General features: G+C 71.2%; 12 protein-coding genes and 1 pseudogene. 2 read left to right on the forward strand and 11 right to left on the reverse strand.

The features are described 5' to 3' along the window. Positions 1-143: 143 nt before the first annotated feature. The 4 genes from arc to ASG76_RS03500 form a co-directional block, all read right to left on the reverse strand. Positions 144-1,889 carry a proteasome ATPase gene (arc, locus tag ASG76_RS03485; protein WP_056600177.1) on the reverse strand — a complete coding sequence of 582 codons (1,746 nt, stop codon included), beginning with the start codon at positions 1,887-1,889 and terminating at the stop codon, positions 144-146. A gap of 96 nt (positions 1,890-1,985) precedes the next feature. After that, entirely contained in the window at positions 1,986-2,528 is a 543-nt protein-coding gene (locus ASG76_RS03490; RefSeq protein ID WP_056600180.1) for a GrpB family protein, read from the reverse strand. Beyond that, complete coding sequence (locus ASG76_RS03495; RefSeq protein ID WP_056600183.1) at positions 2,525-3,511, reverse strand: tRNA (adenine-N1)-methyltransferase; 987 nt, start codon at positions 3,509-3,511, stop codon at positions 2,525-2,527. The genes ASG76_RS03490 and ASG76_RS03495 overlap by 4 nt, the downstream gene beginning before the upstream one ends. A 91-nt stretch (positions 3,512-3,602) precedes the next feature. Then, entirely contained in the window at positions 3,603-4,772 is a 1,170-nt protein-coding gene (locus ASG76_RS03500; protein WP_235529392.1) for a site-2 protease family protein, read from the reverse strand. Between the two features lie 82 nt (positions 4,773-4,854). Here ASG76_RS03500 and ASG76_RS19530 point away from each other — a divergent pair, with 82 nt between their 5' ends. Further along, complete coding sequence (locus ASG76_RS19530) at positions 4,855-6,879, forward strand: RecB family exonuclease (RefSeq protein WP_235529393.1); 2,025 nt, start codon at positions 4,855-4,857, stop codon at positions 6,877-6,879. A gap of 9 nt (positions 6,880-6,888) precedes the next feature. Here the strand turns inward: ASG76_RS19530 and ASG76_RS03510 are convergent, their stop codons facing one another. The 7 genes and pseudogenes from ASG76_RS03510 to ASG76_RS03540 all read right to left on the reverse strand — a co-directional run bounded on the left by ASG76_RS03510 (position 6,889) and on the right by ASG76_RS03540 (position 15,595). After that, positions 6,889-8,040, reverse strand: a complete 1,152-nt coding sequence (locus ASG76_RS03510) for an ABC transporter ATP-binding protein (RefSeq protein ID WP_157558927.1) — start codon at positions 8,038-8,040, stop codon at positions 6,889-6,891. Continuing rightward, complete coding sequence (locus tag ASG76_RS03515) at positions 8,037-9,038, reverse strand: ABC transporter ATP-binding protein (protein ID WP_235529394.1); 1,002 nt, start codon at positions 9,036-9,038, stop codon at positions 8,037-8,039. The genes ASG76_RS03510 and ASG76_RS03515 overlap by 4 nt, the downstream gene beginning before the upstream one ends. Before the next feature lie 5 nt (positions 9,039-9,043). Further along, entirely contained in the window at positions 9,044-10,057 is a 1,014-nt protein-coding gene (locus ASG76_RS03520; RefSeq protein WP_235529395.1) for an ABC transporter permease, read from the reverse strand. Positions 10,058-10,062: 5 nt separating this feature from the next. After that, positions 10,063-11,073, reverse strand: a complete 1,011-nt coding sequence (locus tag ASG76_RS03525; protein ID WP_056600185.1) for an ABC transporter permease — start codon at positions 11,071-11,073, stop codon at positions 10,063-10,065. An 87-nt stretch (positions 11,074-11,160) separates the two neighbouring features. Further along, a pseudogene (locus tag ASG76_RS19535) lies at positions 11,161-12,984 on the reverse strand (ABC transporter substrate-binding protein). Next, the gene (locus ASG76_RS03535; RefSeq protein WP_056600187.1) at positions 12,923-13,636 is read right to left on the reverse strand and encodes an HAD family hydrolase; all 714 of its coding nucleotides are present in this window, start codon (positions 13,634-13,636) and stop codon (positions 12,923-12,925) included. The pseudogene ASG76_RS19535 and the gene ASG76_RS03535 overlap by 62 nt, the downstream one beginning before the upstream one ends. Positions 13,637-13,669: 33 nt before the next feature. After that, a complete protein-coding gene (locus ASG76_RS03540) occupies positions 13,670-15,595 on the reverse strand; it encodes a PAS domain S-box protein (RefSeq protein ID WP_056600190.1) in 1,926 nt (641 codons plus the stop codon). 179 nt (positions 15,596-15,774) lie between these two features. Between ASG76_RS03540 and ASG76_RS03545 the strand changes: the two genes are divergently transcribed. Then, positions 15,775-17,430 carry an ABC1 kinase family protein gene (locus ASG76_RS03545; protein ID WP_056600193.1) on the forward strand — a complete coding sequence of 552 codons (1,656 nt, stop codon included), beginning with the start codon at positions 15,775-15,777 and terminating at the stop codon, positions 17,428-17,430. Positions 17,431-17,440: the final 10 nt, after the last annotated feature.

The raw sequence follows: 17,440 nt of genomic DNA on the forward strand, positions 1-17,440 counted from the left end.
TCAGCGGCCGCGGCGGAGGAACCCGGCGAGGAGCAGGACGATGACGACGATGACGACGATGATCACGATGGCTCTCATCCGCCCAACCTAGCCCCCCGACGCCCTGGCAGGGCTCCTCCGCAGGGGTGTCGTGGACGATGTCGTCAGAGGTACTGGCCGGTGTTGGCGACCGTGTCGATGGACCGCCCCGGCTCGGTGCCCTGCTTGCCGGTGATGAGCGTGCGGATGAAGACGATCCGCTCGCCCTTCTTGCCCGAGATCCGCGCCCAGTCGTCGGGGTTGGTGGTGTTGGGCAGGTCCTCGTTCTCCTTGAACTCGTCGACGCACGCCTGGAGCATGTGCTGCACCCGCAGGCCCCGCTGGGCGGGGTTGAGGTCGCTGTCGAGGAAGTCCTTGATCGCCATCTTCTTGGCCCGGTCGACGATGTTCTGGATCATCGCGCCGGAGTTGAAGTCCTTGAAGTAGAGGACCTCCTTGTCGCCGTTGGCGTAGGTGACCTCGAGGAAGCGGTTCTCCTCCGACTCGGTGTACATCCGCTCGACCGTCGCGCGGATCATCGCGTTGACCGTCGCGCTGCGGTCCTGGCCGAACTCGGCGAGGTCGTCGGCGTGCAGCGGCAGGGTCGGGGTGAGGTACTTGGAGAAGATGTCGCGAGCCGACTCGGCGTCGGGACGCTCGATCTTGATCTTCACGTCGAGGCGGCCCGGTCGCAGGATGGCGGGATCGATCATGTCCTCGCGGTTGGAGGCGCCGATGACGAGCACGTTCTCCAGCGCCTCGACGCCGTCGATCTCGCTGAGCAGCTGCGGGACGATCGTGTTCTCCACGTCGGAGGACACCCCCGAGCCACGGGTGCGGAACAGGGAGTCCATCTCGTCGAAGAACACGATCACCGGGGTGCCGAGCGAGGCCTTCTCCCGCGCGCGCTGGAAGACCAGGCGGATGTGGCGCTCGGTCTCACCGACGTACTTGTTGAGCAGCTCGGGGCCCTTGATGTTGAGGAAGTAGGACTTCCCCGACGCCCCGGTGCGCTCGGCGACCTTCTTGGCCAGCGAGTTGGCGACCGCCTTGGCGATCAGCGTCTTGCCGCAGCCGGGAGGTCCGTAGAGGAGCACGCCCTTCGGCGGCTTCAGCTCGTGGTCCTTGAAGAGCTCGGGGTGCAGGTAGGGCAGCTCGACGGCGTCGCGGATCGCGTCGATCTGGGTGGTGAGGCCGCCGATCTGGGTGTAGTCGATGTCGGGCACCTCCTCCAGCACCAGCTCCTCGACCTCCGACTTCGGCACGACCTCGTAGACGTAGCCGGCGCGGGTGTCGAGCAGCAGGGAGTCGCCGGCGCGGATGGTGACGTCCTCGGCGCGCAGCGGCTCGGCGAGGCGCACGACGCGCTCCTCGTCGGCGTTGGCGATGACCAGGGCGCGCTCGCCGTCGGCGAGGATCTCCTTGAGCATCACCACCTCGCCGACCTGCTCGAAGTCGAGCGCGGCGACGACGTTGAGGGCCTCGTTGAGCATGACCTCCTGGCCGCGCACGAGCCCGTCGAGCTCGACGGCCGGGCTGACGCTGACGCGCAGCTTGCGCCCGCCGGTGAAGACGTCGACCGAGTCGTCGTCGTTGCGCGCGAGGAAGGTGCCGAAGCCCGCCGGCGGCTGGGCCAGCCGGTCGACCTCCTCCTTGAGCGTGGTGATCTGGTCGCGGGCGTCGCGCAGGGTCTGCGCGAGGCGCTCGTTCTGGCTGGAGACAGCGGCCAGCGACCTCTGGGCGTCGGCCAGGCGGCTCTCGAGACCCCGGGTCTGGCCCGGTGCGTCGTCGAGGCGGCGTCGCAGGTCAGTGACCTCGGCCTCCAGGTAGCGCACCTGGGTGGCAAGCTGCTCGCGTGTCGGCTCGGTCATGGGGCACCTCCTCCTCGCTTGCGACACTACCCACTCGCCCGCGCGAGGCAACGGGCCACACGCGTGGCGTGGACAGCGTTTCGCGATCCGGGGCTCTCAGGCCTCGTTGAGGCGGCGGATCGCCGCGAGCTCCTCGTCGGTGAGCTCCCCCGAGGCCTCGAGCACCCGCTGGAGCACCGCGGACTTGCCGGCGACGTAGGCGTCGATGTCGATGCCGGGCTGCGCCGCGAGCGAGCGCTTCACCTCGGCGTACGCCTCGCGCAGGTCGGCGCGCGACCTCAGCACGTCGCGCACGGCGAGGTGGTTGCGGACGTTGGCGGAGCCGGCGGTGCAGACGTAGACGTTGCGGCGGGGCGGGCCCGGCGCGTGGAACGCCTCCCGCCCGGCCACCCCGAGGTCGCCGCGGTGGACGTGGCCGATCGAGGTGAGCGCCTCGACGGCGGCCCGGACGTCCTCAGGTGCGACGACGACGTCGATGTCGAGGATCGGCTTGGCGGCCAGCCCCGGCACCGACGTCGAGCCGACGTGCTCGACCCGTGCTGACGCCACGTCCGCCAGGGCGGCTCGCAGCACGCCGGCGACCTCGTCGAACTGCTCGGCCCAGCGCGGTGTCCAGTCGACGACCTCGACCGGGCTCATGCCTCGGCGTCGGCCTCGGGCCCAGCCACCTCGACCGGGGGGATGTCGCTCGGGCGCGGGCCGGTGTAGTCGGGGCCGTACGCCCCGGGCGCGGGCCGTCGTGTCTTGCGGGGCGGGCGCTCCCCCGGCGCCATCCGGCGCGCGGTGACCAAGAAGGCGGTGTGGCCGATCATCTTGTGGCCCGGGCGCACCGCGAGGCCCTCGACGTGCCAGTCGCGCACCAGCGACTCCCACGGCTGCGGCTCGGTGAAGCCGCCGTGCACGCGGATGGTCTCCACCACGCGGGACAGCTGCGTGGTGGTGGCGACGTAGGCGCAGACGATGCCGCCGGGCACCAGCGCGTCGGCGGCGGCGTCGATGCAGTTCCACGGGTCGAGCATGTCGAGGATGATCCGGTCGACCTGGCCGTCGAGCTGCGGAAGGCCCTCCTTGAGGTCGCCGAGGCGCAGGTCCCACGCGGGGTGCGTCTGGCCCTCGGGGGCGTTGAAGAATTGGTCCACGTTGCGCTTGGCGACCTCGGCGAACTCCTCGCGCAGCTCGAAGGACGTCACCTTGCCCCACGGGCCGACCGCGCGCAGCAGCGAGCAGGTGAGGGCACCCGAGCCCGCCCCTGCCTCCACGACGCGGGCGCCGGGGTAGATGTCGGCCAGCGCGACGATCTGGGCGGCGTCCTTGGGGTAGACCACGGCCGCGCCGCGCGGCATCGACACGACGAACTCGTTGAGCAGGGGGCGGAACACGAGGTACTGGCCGCCGGCCGAGGAGGTGAGGGTGAAGCCCTCGTCGCGCCCGATCATGTCGTCGTGGTCGAGGTGGCCCTTGTTGGAGAAGAAGCGCTTCCCCGCGACCAGCTCGAAGTTGTGCTTGCGGCCCTTCTGGTCGACCAGGCGCACCCACTCGCCCTCGCGCAGGGGGCCGCGGTGGACGCCGGACCAGGCCTCGGCGGGGACGTCGGCTCGGTCAGCGGTGGGGGGCTCGGACATGGCGGGCAGACTAGTGCGCCGGGGCCCGATCCACCCATCCGGCGATGCCCCTCCGGTGGCGGCGCCCGACGGCGCGGCTCGACGGCTCTGCTCAGCGCGAGGCGTTGTCGCGGAACGCGCGGTCGACGTCGGCGGTCGAGAGAACGCCGTAGATCCGGCCGTCGTCCTCGACGAGGAGGTATTCCTCGGCCGGTCGCCGGCTGATGGCGAGGATGAGGTCCTCCCCCGCGATCGTCGCCGGGAGGGTGAGGCCCTCCTCCATGGCGCGGGCCACGGTCGAGACGGGCACCCACGGCCGTCGGTCGGCGGGCATGGCGGTCACGGCGGCCTCGCTCACGATCCCGAGCGGCGTGCCGTCGGCCCCGACGGTGACGATGCTGCCTGCCTGCTCCTCCTGGGCCCGCCGCACCGCCTCGGCGAGCGGCAGCTCGGCCGGCACCGTGAGCGTACGACGCGCGAGCGGGCGCGCGACGAGGGCCGGGAGGCGCTCGCGCAGCCGGGCGTGCGCCATGGCCGCGGTCGCGCCGGTCCAGAGGAACAGGCCGAGGATGAAAACCAGGACGAGGTCGAGGATCGTGGGCGGCTCGCCGATCACCCGCTCCTGCACCAAGGGCCAGGTGAGCAGCGCGAGGGCCGTCAGGCGCCCGCCCCAGCCGGCGACGATCGTGGCGCGGTGCTGGTTGCCCGAGGCGCCCCACACCGCGGCCTTCAGCACGCGGCCGCCGTCGAGCGGGAGGCCGGGCACGAGGTTGAGCACGCCGATGACCAGGTTGGCCCCGGCGAGCCCGATGACGGCCTCGCGGAGCACGCCGTCGGGGGTGACGAGCACGAGCGCCGCGGCCACGAGCCCCACCGCGATCGACGTCAGCGGACCGACGACGGCGATCCAGAACTCGTGGCGGGGCCGGCGCGACGTCCCGTCGATCTCGGTCATCCCGCCGAGGAAGTGGAGCGTGATCGAGGTGACGCCGTAGCCGAGGCGCTTCGCCATGACCGCGTGCGAGGCCTCGTGCAGCAGCACGGAGAGGTAGAGCACGACCGCGAAGACGAGGCCGGCGACGTACTTCCAGAAGCCCAGCCCGGGCTGCACCTGCTCGATGCGGGGCGCGAAGGTGAGCGAGATCAGCAGCGCGACGATGAACCACGAGCTGGTGATCAGCACGTCGATGCCGGCGATCGAGCCGATCCGCAGCGTGCCGGCCGGACGCGGCGCGCGCCGCGGCGGACCCTCGGGGGGCTCTGGGGCACTCGCGTCGGACACGGGACGACCCTAGCCAATGGCGCCGACGGTGCCACGCTCGCCCGAGGCGCTGTCGTAGGCCTCGCCTAGGGTGAGCCGCGCCATGACGATCCCTGCCCCCGAGTCCCCCGCCGAGCGCATCTCGACACCCGTCGACGGCGTCGAGGTGCTCGGGGCGCTGTCACCGAGCCGGGCGGGCGACTTCATGAGCTGCCCCCTGATGTATCGCTTCCGCACCATCGACCGGCTGCCCGAGGAGCCCTCGCCCGACGCGGTGCGCGGCACGGTCGTCCACAAGGTGCTGGAGGACCTCTTCGACCGCCCGGCGCCCGACCGCACGCCCGAGACGGCCGGCGCGATGCTCGAGCCCACCTGGGACTCGATCCTCGCCGCCGAGCCGGCCCTGGCGCAGATGTTCGGCGACGAGGGTCCCGACCTCGCGGCATGGCTGGAGTCGTGCCGCACGGTGCTCGAGCGCTACTTCGACCTCGAGGACCCCCGACGCCTCGAGCCGGCCGACCGCGAGCTCTACGTCGAGACGCTCCTCGACTCCCGACTGCTGCTGCGCGGCTTCGTCGACCGGGTCGACGTCGCGCCGGACGGCCGGATCAGGGTGGTGGACTACAAGGGGCTTGCACTGGACACCCCGCTGCCGACTCCTACGGGTTGGACCACCATGGCTGAGGTCCGCGTGGGGGATGACCTCCTGGGCAGTGACGGCCGTGCGACGCGCGTCGTGGCGAAGTCGCAGGTGCACCAGCGCCCCTGCTACGTGGTCTCGTTCAAGGACGGTTCACGCGTCGTCGCTGACAACGTCCACCTCTGGAGGGTCGTTGCCTCGCGGCGGCAGCAGCAGGTGGAGAGCGTGATCAGCACCGAGTCCTTGGCTCGCGAACATGCCACCCTCCTGGACGAGGGCCGCTCGGGCTCCCTCTGGGTGACGGCCGCCGCCCCCATGATCACCCCGGACGTCGAGCTTCCCATCGAACCGTGGCTGCTCGGTGCCTGGCTAGGGGACGGGGACTCGTCGAACGGTGGGCTGACAGTGGGTCGGCAAGACCTGGCAGACACCCTGACCCTGGTCAAGGCCGCGTGGGACAAGACGGTTCTCGTCCGGGAGGAGAAGTCGGCCTTTCGCATCACGCCGTCCAAGGACCGGGACCGCTGCACCTTCGGGCATGACGAGTTCCGTCAGCCGACTCCTGGCCATCCGACCAGACGCTGTGCACACGAGGAGCTCCATCGGGGAGCCACCCAGGTCAACCTTCCCCTGTCGGGACTGTTGAGGAAGGAGGGTCTGCTCAACAACAAGCGCATTCCGCGGCAGTTCCTGCGCAGCGGGACGGAGCAGCGCATCTTCCTGCTGCGCGGTCTGATGGACACGGACGGATGGTGGAACGCCACGCGACGCCGGGCGGGCTTCACCACCACCGACGACACGTTGGCCCGCGACGTCATCGAGCTGTTGCACACCCTGGGCGTCAGTCCGTGCCACTTCCAGAAGCCGTACACCAACGCTGTGCGCGAGGACCGCACCTGGCACGTCATCGAGTTCACCCCGTCGTGGTTCAACCCCTTCGCCCTGCCACGCAAGGCCCTCGCCTGTGAGGACTCGATCACGCCCCTGCAACGGCGTCTCTCCAGGAGGCGGGTGATCGCTCGCGTCGACCCGGTGGCCTCCGTCCCCACGCAGTGCGTGGCGGTTGACGCGCGGGACTCGATGTATCTGTGCGGTGAGGGCTTCATCCCCACACACAACACGGGGCGCAGCCCGGCCGCTGGGTTCGAGGCCAAGGCGCTGTTCCAGATGAAGTTCTACGCGCTCGTACTGTGGCGCCTGCGCGGCGTCGTGCCGTCGGTGCTCCAGCTGGTCTACCTCGGCAACGGCGAGATCCTGCGCTACGAGCCCGACGAGGACGACCTGCTGGCGACCGAGCGCAAGGTCGAGGCCCTGTGGGCCGCGATCCAGCTCGCCCGCGAGACCGGCGACTGGCAACCGAGCCCGTCGCGGCTGTGCGACTGGTGCTCCTTCCACGCCTACTGCCCCACCAAGGGCGGCACGGTGCCACCGCTGCCCGAGCCCGTGCCGGCCACGGCAGACGCGTCGGTCGACGAGTCCGACGACTGAGCAGGGCGCTCAGACGCCGACGTACGCCTCCGGCGGCGGTTCCGGTCCGCTCCCCTGCGGCCCCGCGAAGCCGTCGGTGGTGAGCTCGGGCGTGACCTCGTGGCGCGTCAGCTCGCCCGAGGCGATCTGCTCGGCGTAGTGGCACGCGACGCGGTGCCCGGGCGTCGCGCCCGGCACGTCGACGACGCGCAGCAACGGCCGCTCGGTGTCGCAGAGCGTCTCCTGGCGCCACGGGCAGCGGGTGTGGAAGCGGCACCCTGAGGGCGGGTTGGCCGGCGAGGGCAGGTCACCGCTGAGCAGGATCTGCTCGCGCGTGTCCTCCACCCGCGGGTCGGGCACCGGCACCGCCGACATCAGCGCCCGCGTGTAGGGGTGGAGGGGAAGGTCGTAGAGCTCGCCGGCCTCGGACTCCTCCACCAGCGCGCCGAGGTACATCACGCCGATGCGGTCGCTGATGTGGCGTACGACGGCGAGGTCGTGCGCGACCACGAGGTAGGTCAGCCCGAGGTCGTCCTGCAGGTCCTGGAGCAGGTTGATCACCTGGGCCTGGATGGAGACGTCGAGCGCACTCACCGGCTCGTCGGCCACGATCAGGTCGGGCTCGACGGACAGCGCACGGGCGATCCCGATGCGCTGGCGCTGCCCTCCCGAGAACTCGTGGGGGTACTTGGCCAGCGCCGCCGCGGGCAGCCCCACCGCAGACAGCAGCTCGCGCAGCCGGGTGTGGGTCGTTGCCTTGTCGGCGTCGAGGCCGTGGGCCCTCATGCCCTCGAGCAGGAGCGACTCGACGGTCTGGCGCGGGTCGAGGCTCGACATGGGGTCCTGGAAGACCATCTGGAAGCGCTTGCGCTCGCGCCGTAGCGCCTCCCCCTTGAGCGAGGCGATGTCGACGCCGTCGAACGCGACCGAGCCCGCCGTCGGGGGCTCGAGGTTGAGGATGGCCTTGCCGAGGGTGGACTTGCCGCAGCCTGACTCCCCCACCAGGCCGTAGGTCTCACCACGACGGATCGTGAGGTCCACCCCGTCGACGGCACGCACATGACCGACCGTGCGGTCGAAGACGATCCCGCTCTTGATCGGGAAGTGCACCTCCAGGCCCGTGACCTCGACGAGCACCTCGGGGTCGTGGTCTGCGACCGGCTCGCCGTCTATGGCACTCATGCGGGTTCTCCCGTCGGGTTGAAGCAGCGGTGGCCGACGATGTGGTCGCCCTCCCACCGCGGCGTCTCGGAGGTGCAGACGTCGAGCACCCGCGAGCAGCGGGGCGCGAACGCGCACGCCGAGGTCCACGGCAGGTTGTCGGCCACCGAACCGGGCACCGGCGACAGCTTCTCCCCGCGGGGTGCGTCGAGCCGCGGGATCGAGTTGAGCAGGCCGGTGGTGTAGGGGTGGCGCGGCTGCTGGAAGAGGCCGTGGCGGGCGCCGCGCTCGACGACCTTGCCGGCGTAGAGCACGTTGACCTCGTCGCACAGCCCGGCCACGACTCCGAGGTCGTGGGTGATCATCACCAGCGCGGTGCCGGTGTCGACGACCAGCTCCTTGAGCAGGGCGAGGATCTGGGCCTGGATGGTCACGTCGAGCGCCGTGGTGGGCTCGTCTGCGATGAGCAGCCGGGGCCCGCAGGCCAGCGCCATGGCGATGAGCGCGCGCTGGCGCATGCCGCCGCTGAGCTGGTGGGGGTAGTTGACCAGTCGCGCCTTCGGGTCGGGGATGCCGACGCGCTCGAGGAGCTCGACCGCCCGGGGGGTCGCCTCCTTGCGGCTGAGGCCCTGGTGGCGCTCCATCACCTCGGTGACCTGGCGCCCGATCGTCACGACGGGGTTCAGCGAGGACAGCGGGTCCTGGAAGATCATCGCGATCTCCGCGCCCCGCCGGTCGCGCATCGCCGACGGCGACAGCGCCAGCAGGTCCTCGCCGTCGAAGACGGCCCGGCCCTCGACGGTGTTGCCGCGGCCGGGCAGCAGGCCCATGATCGCGAGCGAGGTGACCGACTTGCCGCAGCCGGACTCACCGACCAGGCCGACGGTCTGCCCGGGGCGTACGTCGAAGCTGACGCCGTCGACGGCGTGGAAGGGCTCCTCGCCGTGGCGGGTGAAGGTGACGCGCAGGTCCTGCACGGCGAGCAACGGCTCGCCCGTGCCCGTGGGGTGACGACGCACCGGGCTCACCTCCTGGACTTCGGGTCGAGGGCCTCGCGCAGCGACTCGCCCATCAGCGTGAACCCGAGCGCGACCACGATGATGCAGCCGGCAGGGTAGAACGCGAGGTGCGGTGCCTCGGAGATGTACTTCTGGGCGAGGCCGAGCATCTGCCCCCACTCGGGTTGTCTCTGGTCGGGGTTGCCGAGCCCCAGGAACGACAGCGCCGCGGCGTCGATGATGGCGACGGCGAGTGAGAGCGTCGCCTGCACGATCACGGGGCCGAGCGAGTTGGGCAGCATGTGCCGGAACACGATCGCCCTGGGGCGTACGCCGAGGGACCGCGCGGCCAGCACGTGGTCGCTGGAGCGCTGGGCGAGCATCGAGCCGCGCAGCAGCCGGGCGAAGACGGGCACCTGGATCACCGCGATGGCCACGATCAGCGTCCACTGGCTCGGGCTGCGCGCCAGCGAGGCGATCGTGAACGCCAGCAGCAGCGACGGGATGGAGAGCATCACGTCGACGATGCGCATGACCAGCGAGTCGACCCAGCCGCCGACGGCGCCCGCGATGGTGCCGAGGGTGACGCCCCCGAGCAGGCCGAACAGCGTGGCGAAGACGCCGACCACCAGGGTCTGGCGGCTGCCGACGATCAGCCGGGACAACAGGTCACGTCCGCGGTCGTCGCCGCCCAGGAGGTGTCCTGCCTCAGGGCCGGGCACGGGGTTGGTCTGCGGCCGGACCTTGTCGAGCAGCGGTCGGGCCGTGACGTCCCAGGGGGCGATCCACGGGGCGATGATCGCCAGCATCACGAACGCGACGGTGATCGTGAGGCCGATGAGGAAGACCGGGTTGCGGCGCAGCCGCTGCCAGGCGCCGCGGATCAGGGAGACACCGGGCCGGTCGTCGACGCCCGCCGCGGCGAGCGAGTCGATGCGGGCCTTGCGGACGCTGCCGTACGTCGTCCGCGTGGGGTGGTCCGGGGCGTCGCTGGGGCGGTCGGGCCTGGGGTGCTCGGGGGTGGGGTGCGGGTCGGGCACGCGGCTCACCTCGTCCTGATCCGGGGGTCGATGACGGCGTAGGCGATGTCGACCAGCAGGTTGACCACGACGTAGATGACGGCGGCGGCCATGATCAGCACCTGCAGGACGGGGTAGTCCTTCTCCCGGAACGCGGTGGCGAGCGCGTCGCCGACGCCGCGGAAGGAGAAGACCGACTCCGTCAGCACCGCGCCGGACAGCAGGCCGCCGACCTGCAGGCCGATGGTGGTGACGACCGGGAGCATCGCGTTGCGCAGGACGTGCCGGGCGCGGATGACGCGGGTGGTGAGGCCCTTGGCCTCGGCGGTGCGGACGTAGTCCTCGTCGAGCACGTCGAGCACCGAGGCACGGGTGATGCGGAAGATCACCGCGAACGGGATGGTGGCCAGCGCGACGGCCGGCAGGATCAGGTGCTCGAGCGCGTCCCACGCGGCGTCCCACTCGCGGGTCAGGATGCCGTCGAGGACGAACATCCCGGTCACACGGGTGGCGTCGAGGCCGGTGCTCTGGCGCCCCGACACCGGGAGCAGGTTCCACTCGACGGCGAAGAAGTACTTGAGCAGGAACGCGGTGAAGAAGACCGGCACGGCGATGCCGACGAGGGAGAAGATGACGGCGCCCGTGTCGGTGGCCGAGCCGCGACGGCGGGCGGCGAGGTAGCCCAAGGGGATGCCGAGCGCCACCGCGAGGAGGAGCGCGAGGAACGACAGCTCGACGGTTGCGGGCAGCCGGTCGAGGAAGACCTGGAGGGCGTCCTCGCCCGGCAGGACCCTGGTGGACACCCCGAAGTTCCCCTGCACCGCGCGCTCGAGGAACCTCAGGTACTGCACCGGCAGCGGCTGGTCGAGGCCGAGCGCTGCCTCGAGCGCTGCGCGACGCTCGGGGGTCTGGCGCTCGCCCAGGATCGCCGACACCGGCCCGCCGGGCAGCGAGCGCAGCCAGGCGAAGACCAGCATCGAGAGGACGAGGACGACCACGCACATCTGCAGCAGTCGTCGGATGACGAATCTGATCACGGGAGCTCCTCACACGCCTGCGCGCTCCGGGGACGGCCGCTCGGCCGCCCCCGGAGGCACGCAGATGGATCTGTCAGCGGGCGGGAGTCACTTCCCTCCCTCGACCGTGACCGTGTCGAACTCCTCCGCGGTGAGCGGGCTGGCGACCACGCCGTCCACGCCGGGACCGACCACGAGGGCAGGCGGGGAGTGGCTGATCGGCAGACCCGGCAGGTAGTCCTCCATGATCTGGGCGTTGATCTTCTCGAACGCCGCCTCGCGCTCGCCGTCGTCGACGATGGCGTCGGCCGCCTTGAGGTCGTCGGCGAGCTGCTTGCCCCACGGCATGGCCTCGGTGCCGAAGTCGTTCTCCTTCAGGTTGCCGAAGAAGGTGCCGATGAAGTTGTAGGGCGAGTCGTAGTCACCGGTCCACCCGAGGATGTAGGCGTCGTACTTGCCTGCGGTGACGTTGTCGAGGTAGCCACCGTTCCAGGAGGCGGTGGAGACCTTCACCTTGATGCCGACGGCCTCGAGGTCGGTGCGCAGCGCCTCGTAGATCTTCTCCGGGTCCGGCATCTAGGGACGGCTGACCTCGGTCGGGTAGGCGAAGTTGAGCGTCATGCCCTCGGCGCCCGCCTCGGCGAGGAGCTTCTTCGCCTCCTCGGGGTCGTAGGCGTAGGGCTCGAGCTCGGTGTTGTAGCCGCCGACGGTGTCGGGCATGAACTGCGTCGCGACCGCGGCCCCCTCGGGCAGCTGGGTCTGCACCAGCTGCTCGCGGTTGAGCGCGTGGTAGAGCGCCTGGCGGACCTTGAGGTCCTTGAGCTGCGGGTTGGCCTCGGGGTTGAGGCCGAGGTAGAGGATGTTGAACGGGTCGCGGACCTCGACGCTGTTGCCGTCGTCCTCGAGCCCGGCCCAGTCGACGGGGTTGGGGAGGTCGTAGCCGTTGATGCTGCCGGCCTCGAGCTCCTGGCGCCGGGTGCTCTCGTCGGGGATGACGCGGAAGACCAGCTCGCTGACCTTCGCCGGCTCTCCCCAGTAGTCGTCGTTGCGCTCGAGCGTGATCGTGCCGTTGGCCTCGTCGTACTCGCCGAACGTGAACGGCCCGGTGCCGACGGGCGCGTCGGCGTACGCCGGGAAGCTGAAGCCCTCGCCCTCGGCGGCGATGCCGTTGGCGTCACCCTCCTCGAGTGCCTTCGGCGACTGCATCGACAGTGCCTCGAGCGACAGCATCGTCGGGAAGCCGGACGTGGGGCCGCTGATCGTGATGACGGCCTCGTAGTCGTCGGTGGCCTCGCACCCCTGGTAGAGCGAGTTGGCGGCGTCGTTCTTGAACGAGCCCATCACGTAGCCCCAGTACTCGCCGGCGGTCTGGCCGGCCTCGTTCTGGTCGAACATGCGGTCGAAGTTGTAGCAGACCGCGTCGGCGTTGAACGGCTCGCCGTCGTGGAAGGTGACGTCGTCGCGCAGCTTGAAGGTCCACTCGGTGCCGTCGTCGTTGGGCGTCCACTCGGTGGCGAGCTCCGGGACCACCTCGGCCGTGCCGGGCTTGATGCCGACCAGGCCCTCGAACATCTGGCGGGTGACGCGGAACGTCTCGCCGTCGGTGGCGTAGAAGGGGTCGAACATCTCCGGGGCTCCGGCTGCGCCGAACACGAAGGTGCCGTCGTCGGCGCCACCTCCGCCCTCGTCGTCGCGCTGGCTCTGCGCGCAGCTCGCGAGGGTGGCGGCTGCGAGGAGCGCGGCGGTGATGGACGCCAGGGTGCGTTTCGGGGTCATCCGAGAACCTTTCCGAGAGGATCCGAGAGGGTGTGGCCTGCACCCTAGACGCACCGGAGTGACCCAGGCCACATCCTTCCGACCCCAGCGAGCCTCACGCCTCGAGCGCCGGCTCCTCGGCGGGCAGGGACACGATCCGTGCCAGCCCGCGCGCATCGAGCCCGCTCAGGCTCTCGGCGAACACGCGCCGCTCCCCCTCGTGCATCGGCACGTGGTTGGGCACGCAGAGCACCGTGCACCCGGCTGCCGCGGCGGAGGTCGCACCGGTGTTGGAGTCCTCGATGGCCAGGCAGTCCTCTGGCGCGACGCCGAGCTCGGCGGCGGCAGTGAGGTAGGGCTCCGGGTGCGGCTTGCCGTAGGTCACCCGGTCCCCCGTGACCACGCTGGCGAACAGCCCGGACGGCAGCTGCGCCAGGATCGGGTCGACGAAGCGTTGCCACGACATCGTCACCAGCGCGCAGGGCACGCCCTGCTCGGCGAGGTCGTGCAGCAGCTCGCGGGCGCCGGGGCGCCACGGGACCGAGTGCTCCACCCGGGCCACCACGCCGTCGAGGAGCTCCTCGACGATCTGGGTCGTGGTGCGGTCGATGCCCATGTGCTCACGGATGTAGTCGCCGGAGTCGAGCAGTGCGTTGCCGACGAGGTTCATCGCGTGCTCGTGCGACCACGTGCCGCCGTACTTCTCGGCCATGGCGAACTCGGTCTCGACCCAGTAGGGCTCGGTGTCGACCAGCGTCCCGTCCATGTCCCACAGGACGGCGGCGGGGAGCTCGGTGCGCGGGCGCGGATCCAGGTGGTGACCACTCATCAGGTCGCCCAGCCTAGAGGTGGCGGGCGCAGGTCACGGATTCGCGGGGCCGGACGGGAGACGGATCACGAACGCCGTCGCGCTGTCGCTGTGCGGGGGCTCGTAGGCGAGGGAGCCGCCGTGGCCCCTGGCGATCTCACGGACGAGGTGCAGGCCCAGACCGGTCCCCCGCGAGGCCCCGCCTGCGACGAAACGCTCGAACAGTCGCGGCGCCACGTCCTGGGGCACCCCGGGGCCGCCATCGGTGACCCGGAGCTCGACCTGGTCGTCGCGCAGCCGGGCCTCGACCGCGAACGGCGGTGCACCGTGACGCACCGCGTTGTCGAGCAGGTTGTCGAGAGCCTGCCCGAGGCGCCCCCCGTCCCCGTGGACCGCGCTCCCCTCCGGGACGTCGACGTCGACGTGGACCTCGCCGCCCGCGGTCGCCCGACGCAGGGTCGCGTCCGCCACCAGTCCGGCGATCGGCACCTCGCCCATGCTGTAGCGGAGTCCGGTGCCCTGCAGCTGCGAGGCTTCGGACAGGTCCGTGGCCAGGCGCTTGAGGCGGAGGGCGCTGTCGCGGATCGCGCGGACGTACTGCTCGCGCTCGTGGGACGGCATCTGGAGCGCGGAGGTCTCCAGTGCGTGCGCGCTGCCGTCGATGACGGCGACCGGGTTCCTGAGCTCGTGGGCGGTGACCGCGAGCAGGCGCACCTGCTCGGCCAGGGCCTCGGAGCGGTGCTCGGCGTTCTCCCGCTGCTCGGTCTGGTCGCGCGTGACCTTGGCGAACCCGATGTGGCGGCCCCGGTCGTCGTGGACGGCGGTGATGACGACGCTGGCCCAGAACCGGCTGCCGTCACGGCGCACCCGCCAGCCCTCCTCGGCGTACGACCCCTCGCGCGCGGCTGTCTCGAGGTTGTGCTCGGGATGGGCGGAGCGCTGCTCGTCGTCGGGGTAGAAGACCCGGAAGTGCTGCCCGACGATCTCGCCGGTGTCGTAGCCCTTGATCCGGCGAGCCCCCGCGTTCCAGCTGGCCACCCGGCCGTCGGTGTCGAGCATGAAGATCGCGTAGTCCTCGACCGCGGCCACCAGGAGTCGGAAGGTCGCCTCGGAGCGACGCAGCTCGTCCTCGGCGTGGCGCTGGGCGCTGATGTCCTGCACCTGCGCGAAGACGTAGAGCGTCTGACCGGTCGAGTCGCGGATGGGCACGAGGGTGACCTGGGCAGTGCGGGCTGGCGCCGCCCCCGGCGGGGCGGGCAGCGGGTGCTCGAACGTGGCGGTCGCGGCCTGGGAGGAGCGCAGGGTGTCGAGGTGGCGGTCCAGGACGTCACCCCGTCCGCCGGTGAGCCGGCCGTAGTCGACCCCGACGAGGTCGATCGGCTCGCACGACATGAGCTCGGCCAGGGCGTGGTTGGCCCGCACGATCGAGGCGTGGACCGTCAGCGTCGCCATGCCGGTCGCGGCCCGGTCGAAGAGGGCGCGGAAGCCCTCGACGTGCTCGTCCATGATCGACTGCTCGAGCTGCGCCACGTCGCCGGGCGCGTCGTCCGGGACGACCCGCAGGTCCGGCGTCCGGGGCTGGTCGTCCGGAGGTGCGCCCCCGTCACCGCGCACGCTGCGGAGCAGCCGGTCGGGCAGGTCCTCCAGCGGGATCGACTTCTCGACGAGGTCGGCCGCGCCGAGGTCGCGCACGCGCTGCTCGAGGTCCGACCCGCCGAACCCGCTGAAGACCACGACAGCCGTGCCGGGTCGCACGGCGAGGATCGCGGGCAGGGTCTCCAGCCCGTCCATGGCGGGCATCGACACGTCGAGGACCACCAGCTCGGGCTCGTGGCGCAGGACGAGATCGATGGCTTCCTCGCCGTCCGCGCCCTCGCCGACGACGTCGTAGAGCCCCGACGCCTCGAGCCGCATCCGCACCAGCGTGCGCACGTCCGTCGAGTCGTCGACCAGCGCCACCGAGACCTTGTCGGTGCCCACCTCGACATCCCTCACTCACCTGGTCATCACACGTCGTCGACGAGCCGCCGAGCGTGGCGCACTGTCCGTTGGGGACCCTGTGCCCCGAATCGACCCCTCCGATGCGTGGACGAGCGTTCTCGGCACGGCACGCGGCCCTCGTGCGGGCGAGGACGAGCCGCACCCGGCATGCTTGCGCCATGACTGGACTGCTGGACAACAGGTACGTCGCCCTCGCCCGGCTCGTCCGCCGCCACGGCCGCTCCGACCTCCTCGCCGGCGCCCGGCTCGACGAGTTCGACATCGACGACGAGGCACCCACGGGCGACGCCGACCGCGCGGACGCCTTCGCTGCGGACCTCGAGGCCATGGGGCCGACGTTCATCAAGCTGGGCCAGCTCCTGTCCACGCGCCACGACCTGCTCCCGGCGGCGTACACGACCGCCCTGGAACGGCTGCAGGACTCAGTCGAACCGATCCCCTTCGAGACCGTCCGCGAGGTCGTCGAGGCCGAGCTGGGCGCGACCCTCAAGGAGCGGTTCAGCGAGTTCGCCGAGGAGCCCCTCGCGGCGGCCTCGATCGGGCAGGTCCACCGGGCGGTGCTCCGCAACGGCCACGAGGTCGTGGTGAAGGTGCAGCGTCCCGGCGTGCGCGAGACGGCCCGCGAGGACATGGACGTGCTCGAGCGGCTCGCGTCCTTGGCGGACAGCCGCACCGACGCGGGTCGTACGTTCGGCTTCGGCCGGCTGCTCGACCAGTTCCGGCGGTCGCTGGCCGGCGAGCTCGACTACCGCCGCGAGGCGCGGAGCCTGGTGACCTTCGGCAGGCTCACCGCCCCCTACGACCTGCTCCTCGTGCCCCAGCCGGTGCTGGAGTACACGACCTCGAAGGTCCTGGTGATGGACCACGTCGAGGGCCGCAAGGTCACCGACATCGGCCGGCTGGGGCTGGTGGACCTCGACACCCGTCCGATCGTCGAGCAGCTGTTCAGCGCCTACCTGCACATGATCCTGGACGCCGGTGTGCTGCACGCGGACCCGCACCCGGGCAACCTGCTGCTCACCGACGACGGCCGGCTGGCCCTGCTGGACCTCGGGATGACGGCGTCGGTCCCGCCACGCATCCAGAACGACATCATCAAGCTCCTGCTCTCGATCAGCGACGGGGACGGGGAGGAGACCGCGACGGTCCTGGCGGCCATGGGCCACCCACTCGACGACTTCGACGCCGCCGCCTTCCGTGACGACGTGTCCCACCTCGTCTCCGAGGCCCTCGCGAGCGGCCCGGACGTCTCGGTCGGCACGGTGCTCATGGACCTCAGCCGGCTGTCGGGACAGCACGGGCTGCGACCGCCGGCGGAGATGTCGATGGTCGGCAAGGCGCTGCTCAACCTGGACAGGGCCACGTCCCACCTCGACCCCGACTTCGCTCCGGCCGTCGCCATCCGCACCAACGTGAGCGAGATCTTCGCCGCCGGGCTGAAGGTGTCCGCCGGTGGTCTGATCGCAGCGGCCATGGAGTCCAAGACCTTCATGGCGCAGCTGCCCACGCGGGCCAACCGGATCATGGACGCCCTCGCGGAGGGCGAGTTCCGGGTCCAGGTCCAGGCCCTCGACGAGGAGCGCCTCCACACCGTGATCCAGCGGGTCGCGAACCGGTTGACGCTGGGCATCATCATCGCCGCCACCATCCTGGGCGCCGCCATGGTCATGCGGGTCCCGTCGAGGTGGACGATGCTCGGCTACCCGGGACTCGCGATCCTGTTCTTCCTCTTCGCCGTCTGCGCAGGGGTCGCCATGGCGGCCTGGATCTTCATGACCGACCGCAGGGTGGCCCGCACCGACCGCGCCGGCTGACCCGGGAGGA

Source organism: Nocardioides sp. Soil774, from assembly GCF_001428125.1.
In the GTDB taxonomy this organism is placed as follows: domain Bacteria; phylum Actinomycetota; class Actinomycetes; order Propionibacteriales; family Nocardioidaceae; genus Nocardioides.

Bases quoted from the DNA above. Each gene is read 5' to 3' on its own strand.
- ASG76_RS03545 (WP_056600193.1), top strand. From the start codon at position 15,775: ATGACTGGACTGCTGGACAACAGGTACGTCGCCCTCGCCCGGCTCGTC.
- ASG76_RS03510 (WP_157558927.1), bottom strand. From the start codon at position 8,040: ATGAGTGCCATAGACGGCGAGCCGGTCGCAGACCACGACCCCGAGGTG.
- arc (WP_056600177.1), bottom strand. From the start codon at position 1,889: ATGACCGAGCCGACACGCGAGCAGCTTGCCACCCAGGTGCGCTACCTG.
- ASG76_RS03495 (WP_056600183.1), bottom strand. From the start codon at position 3,511: ATGTCCGAGCCCCCCACCGCTGACCGAGCCGACGTCCCCGCCGAGGCC.
- ASG76_RS03535 (WP_056600187.1), bottom strand. From the start codon at position 13,636: ATGAGTGGTCACCACCTGGATCCGCGCCCGCGCACCGAGCTCCCCGCC.
- ASG76_RS03490 (WP_056600180.1), bottom strand. From the start codon at position 2,528: ATGAGCCCGGTCGAGGTCGTCGACTGGACACCGCGCTGGGCCGAGCAG.
- ASG76_RS19530 (WP_235529393.1), top strand. From the start codon at position 4,855: ATGACGATCCCTGCCCCCGAGTCCCCCGCCGAGCGCATCTCGACACCC.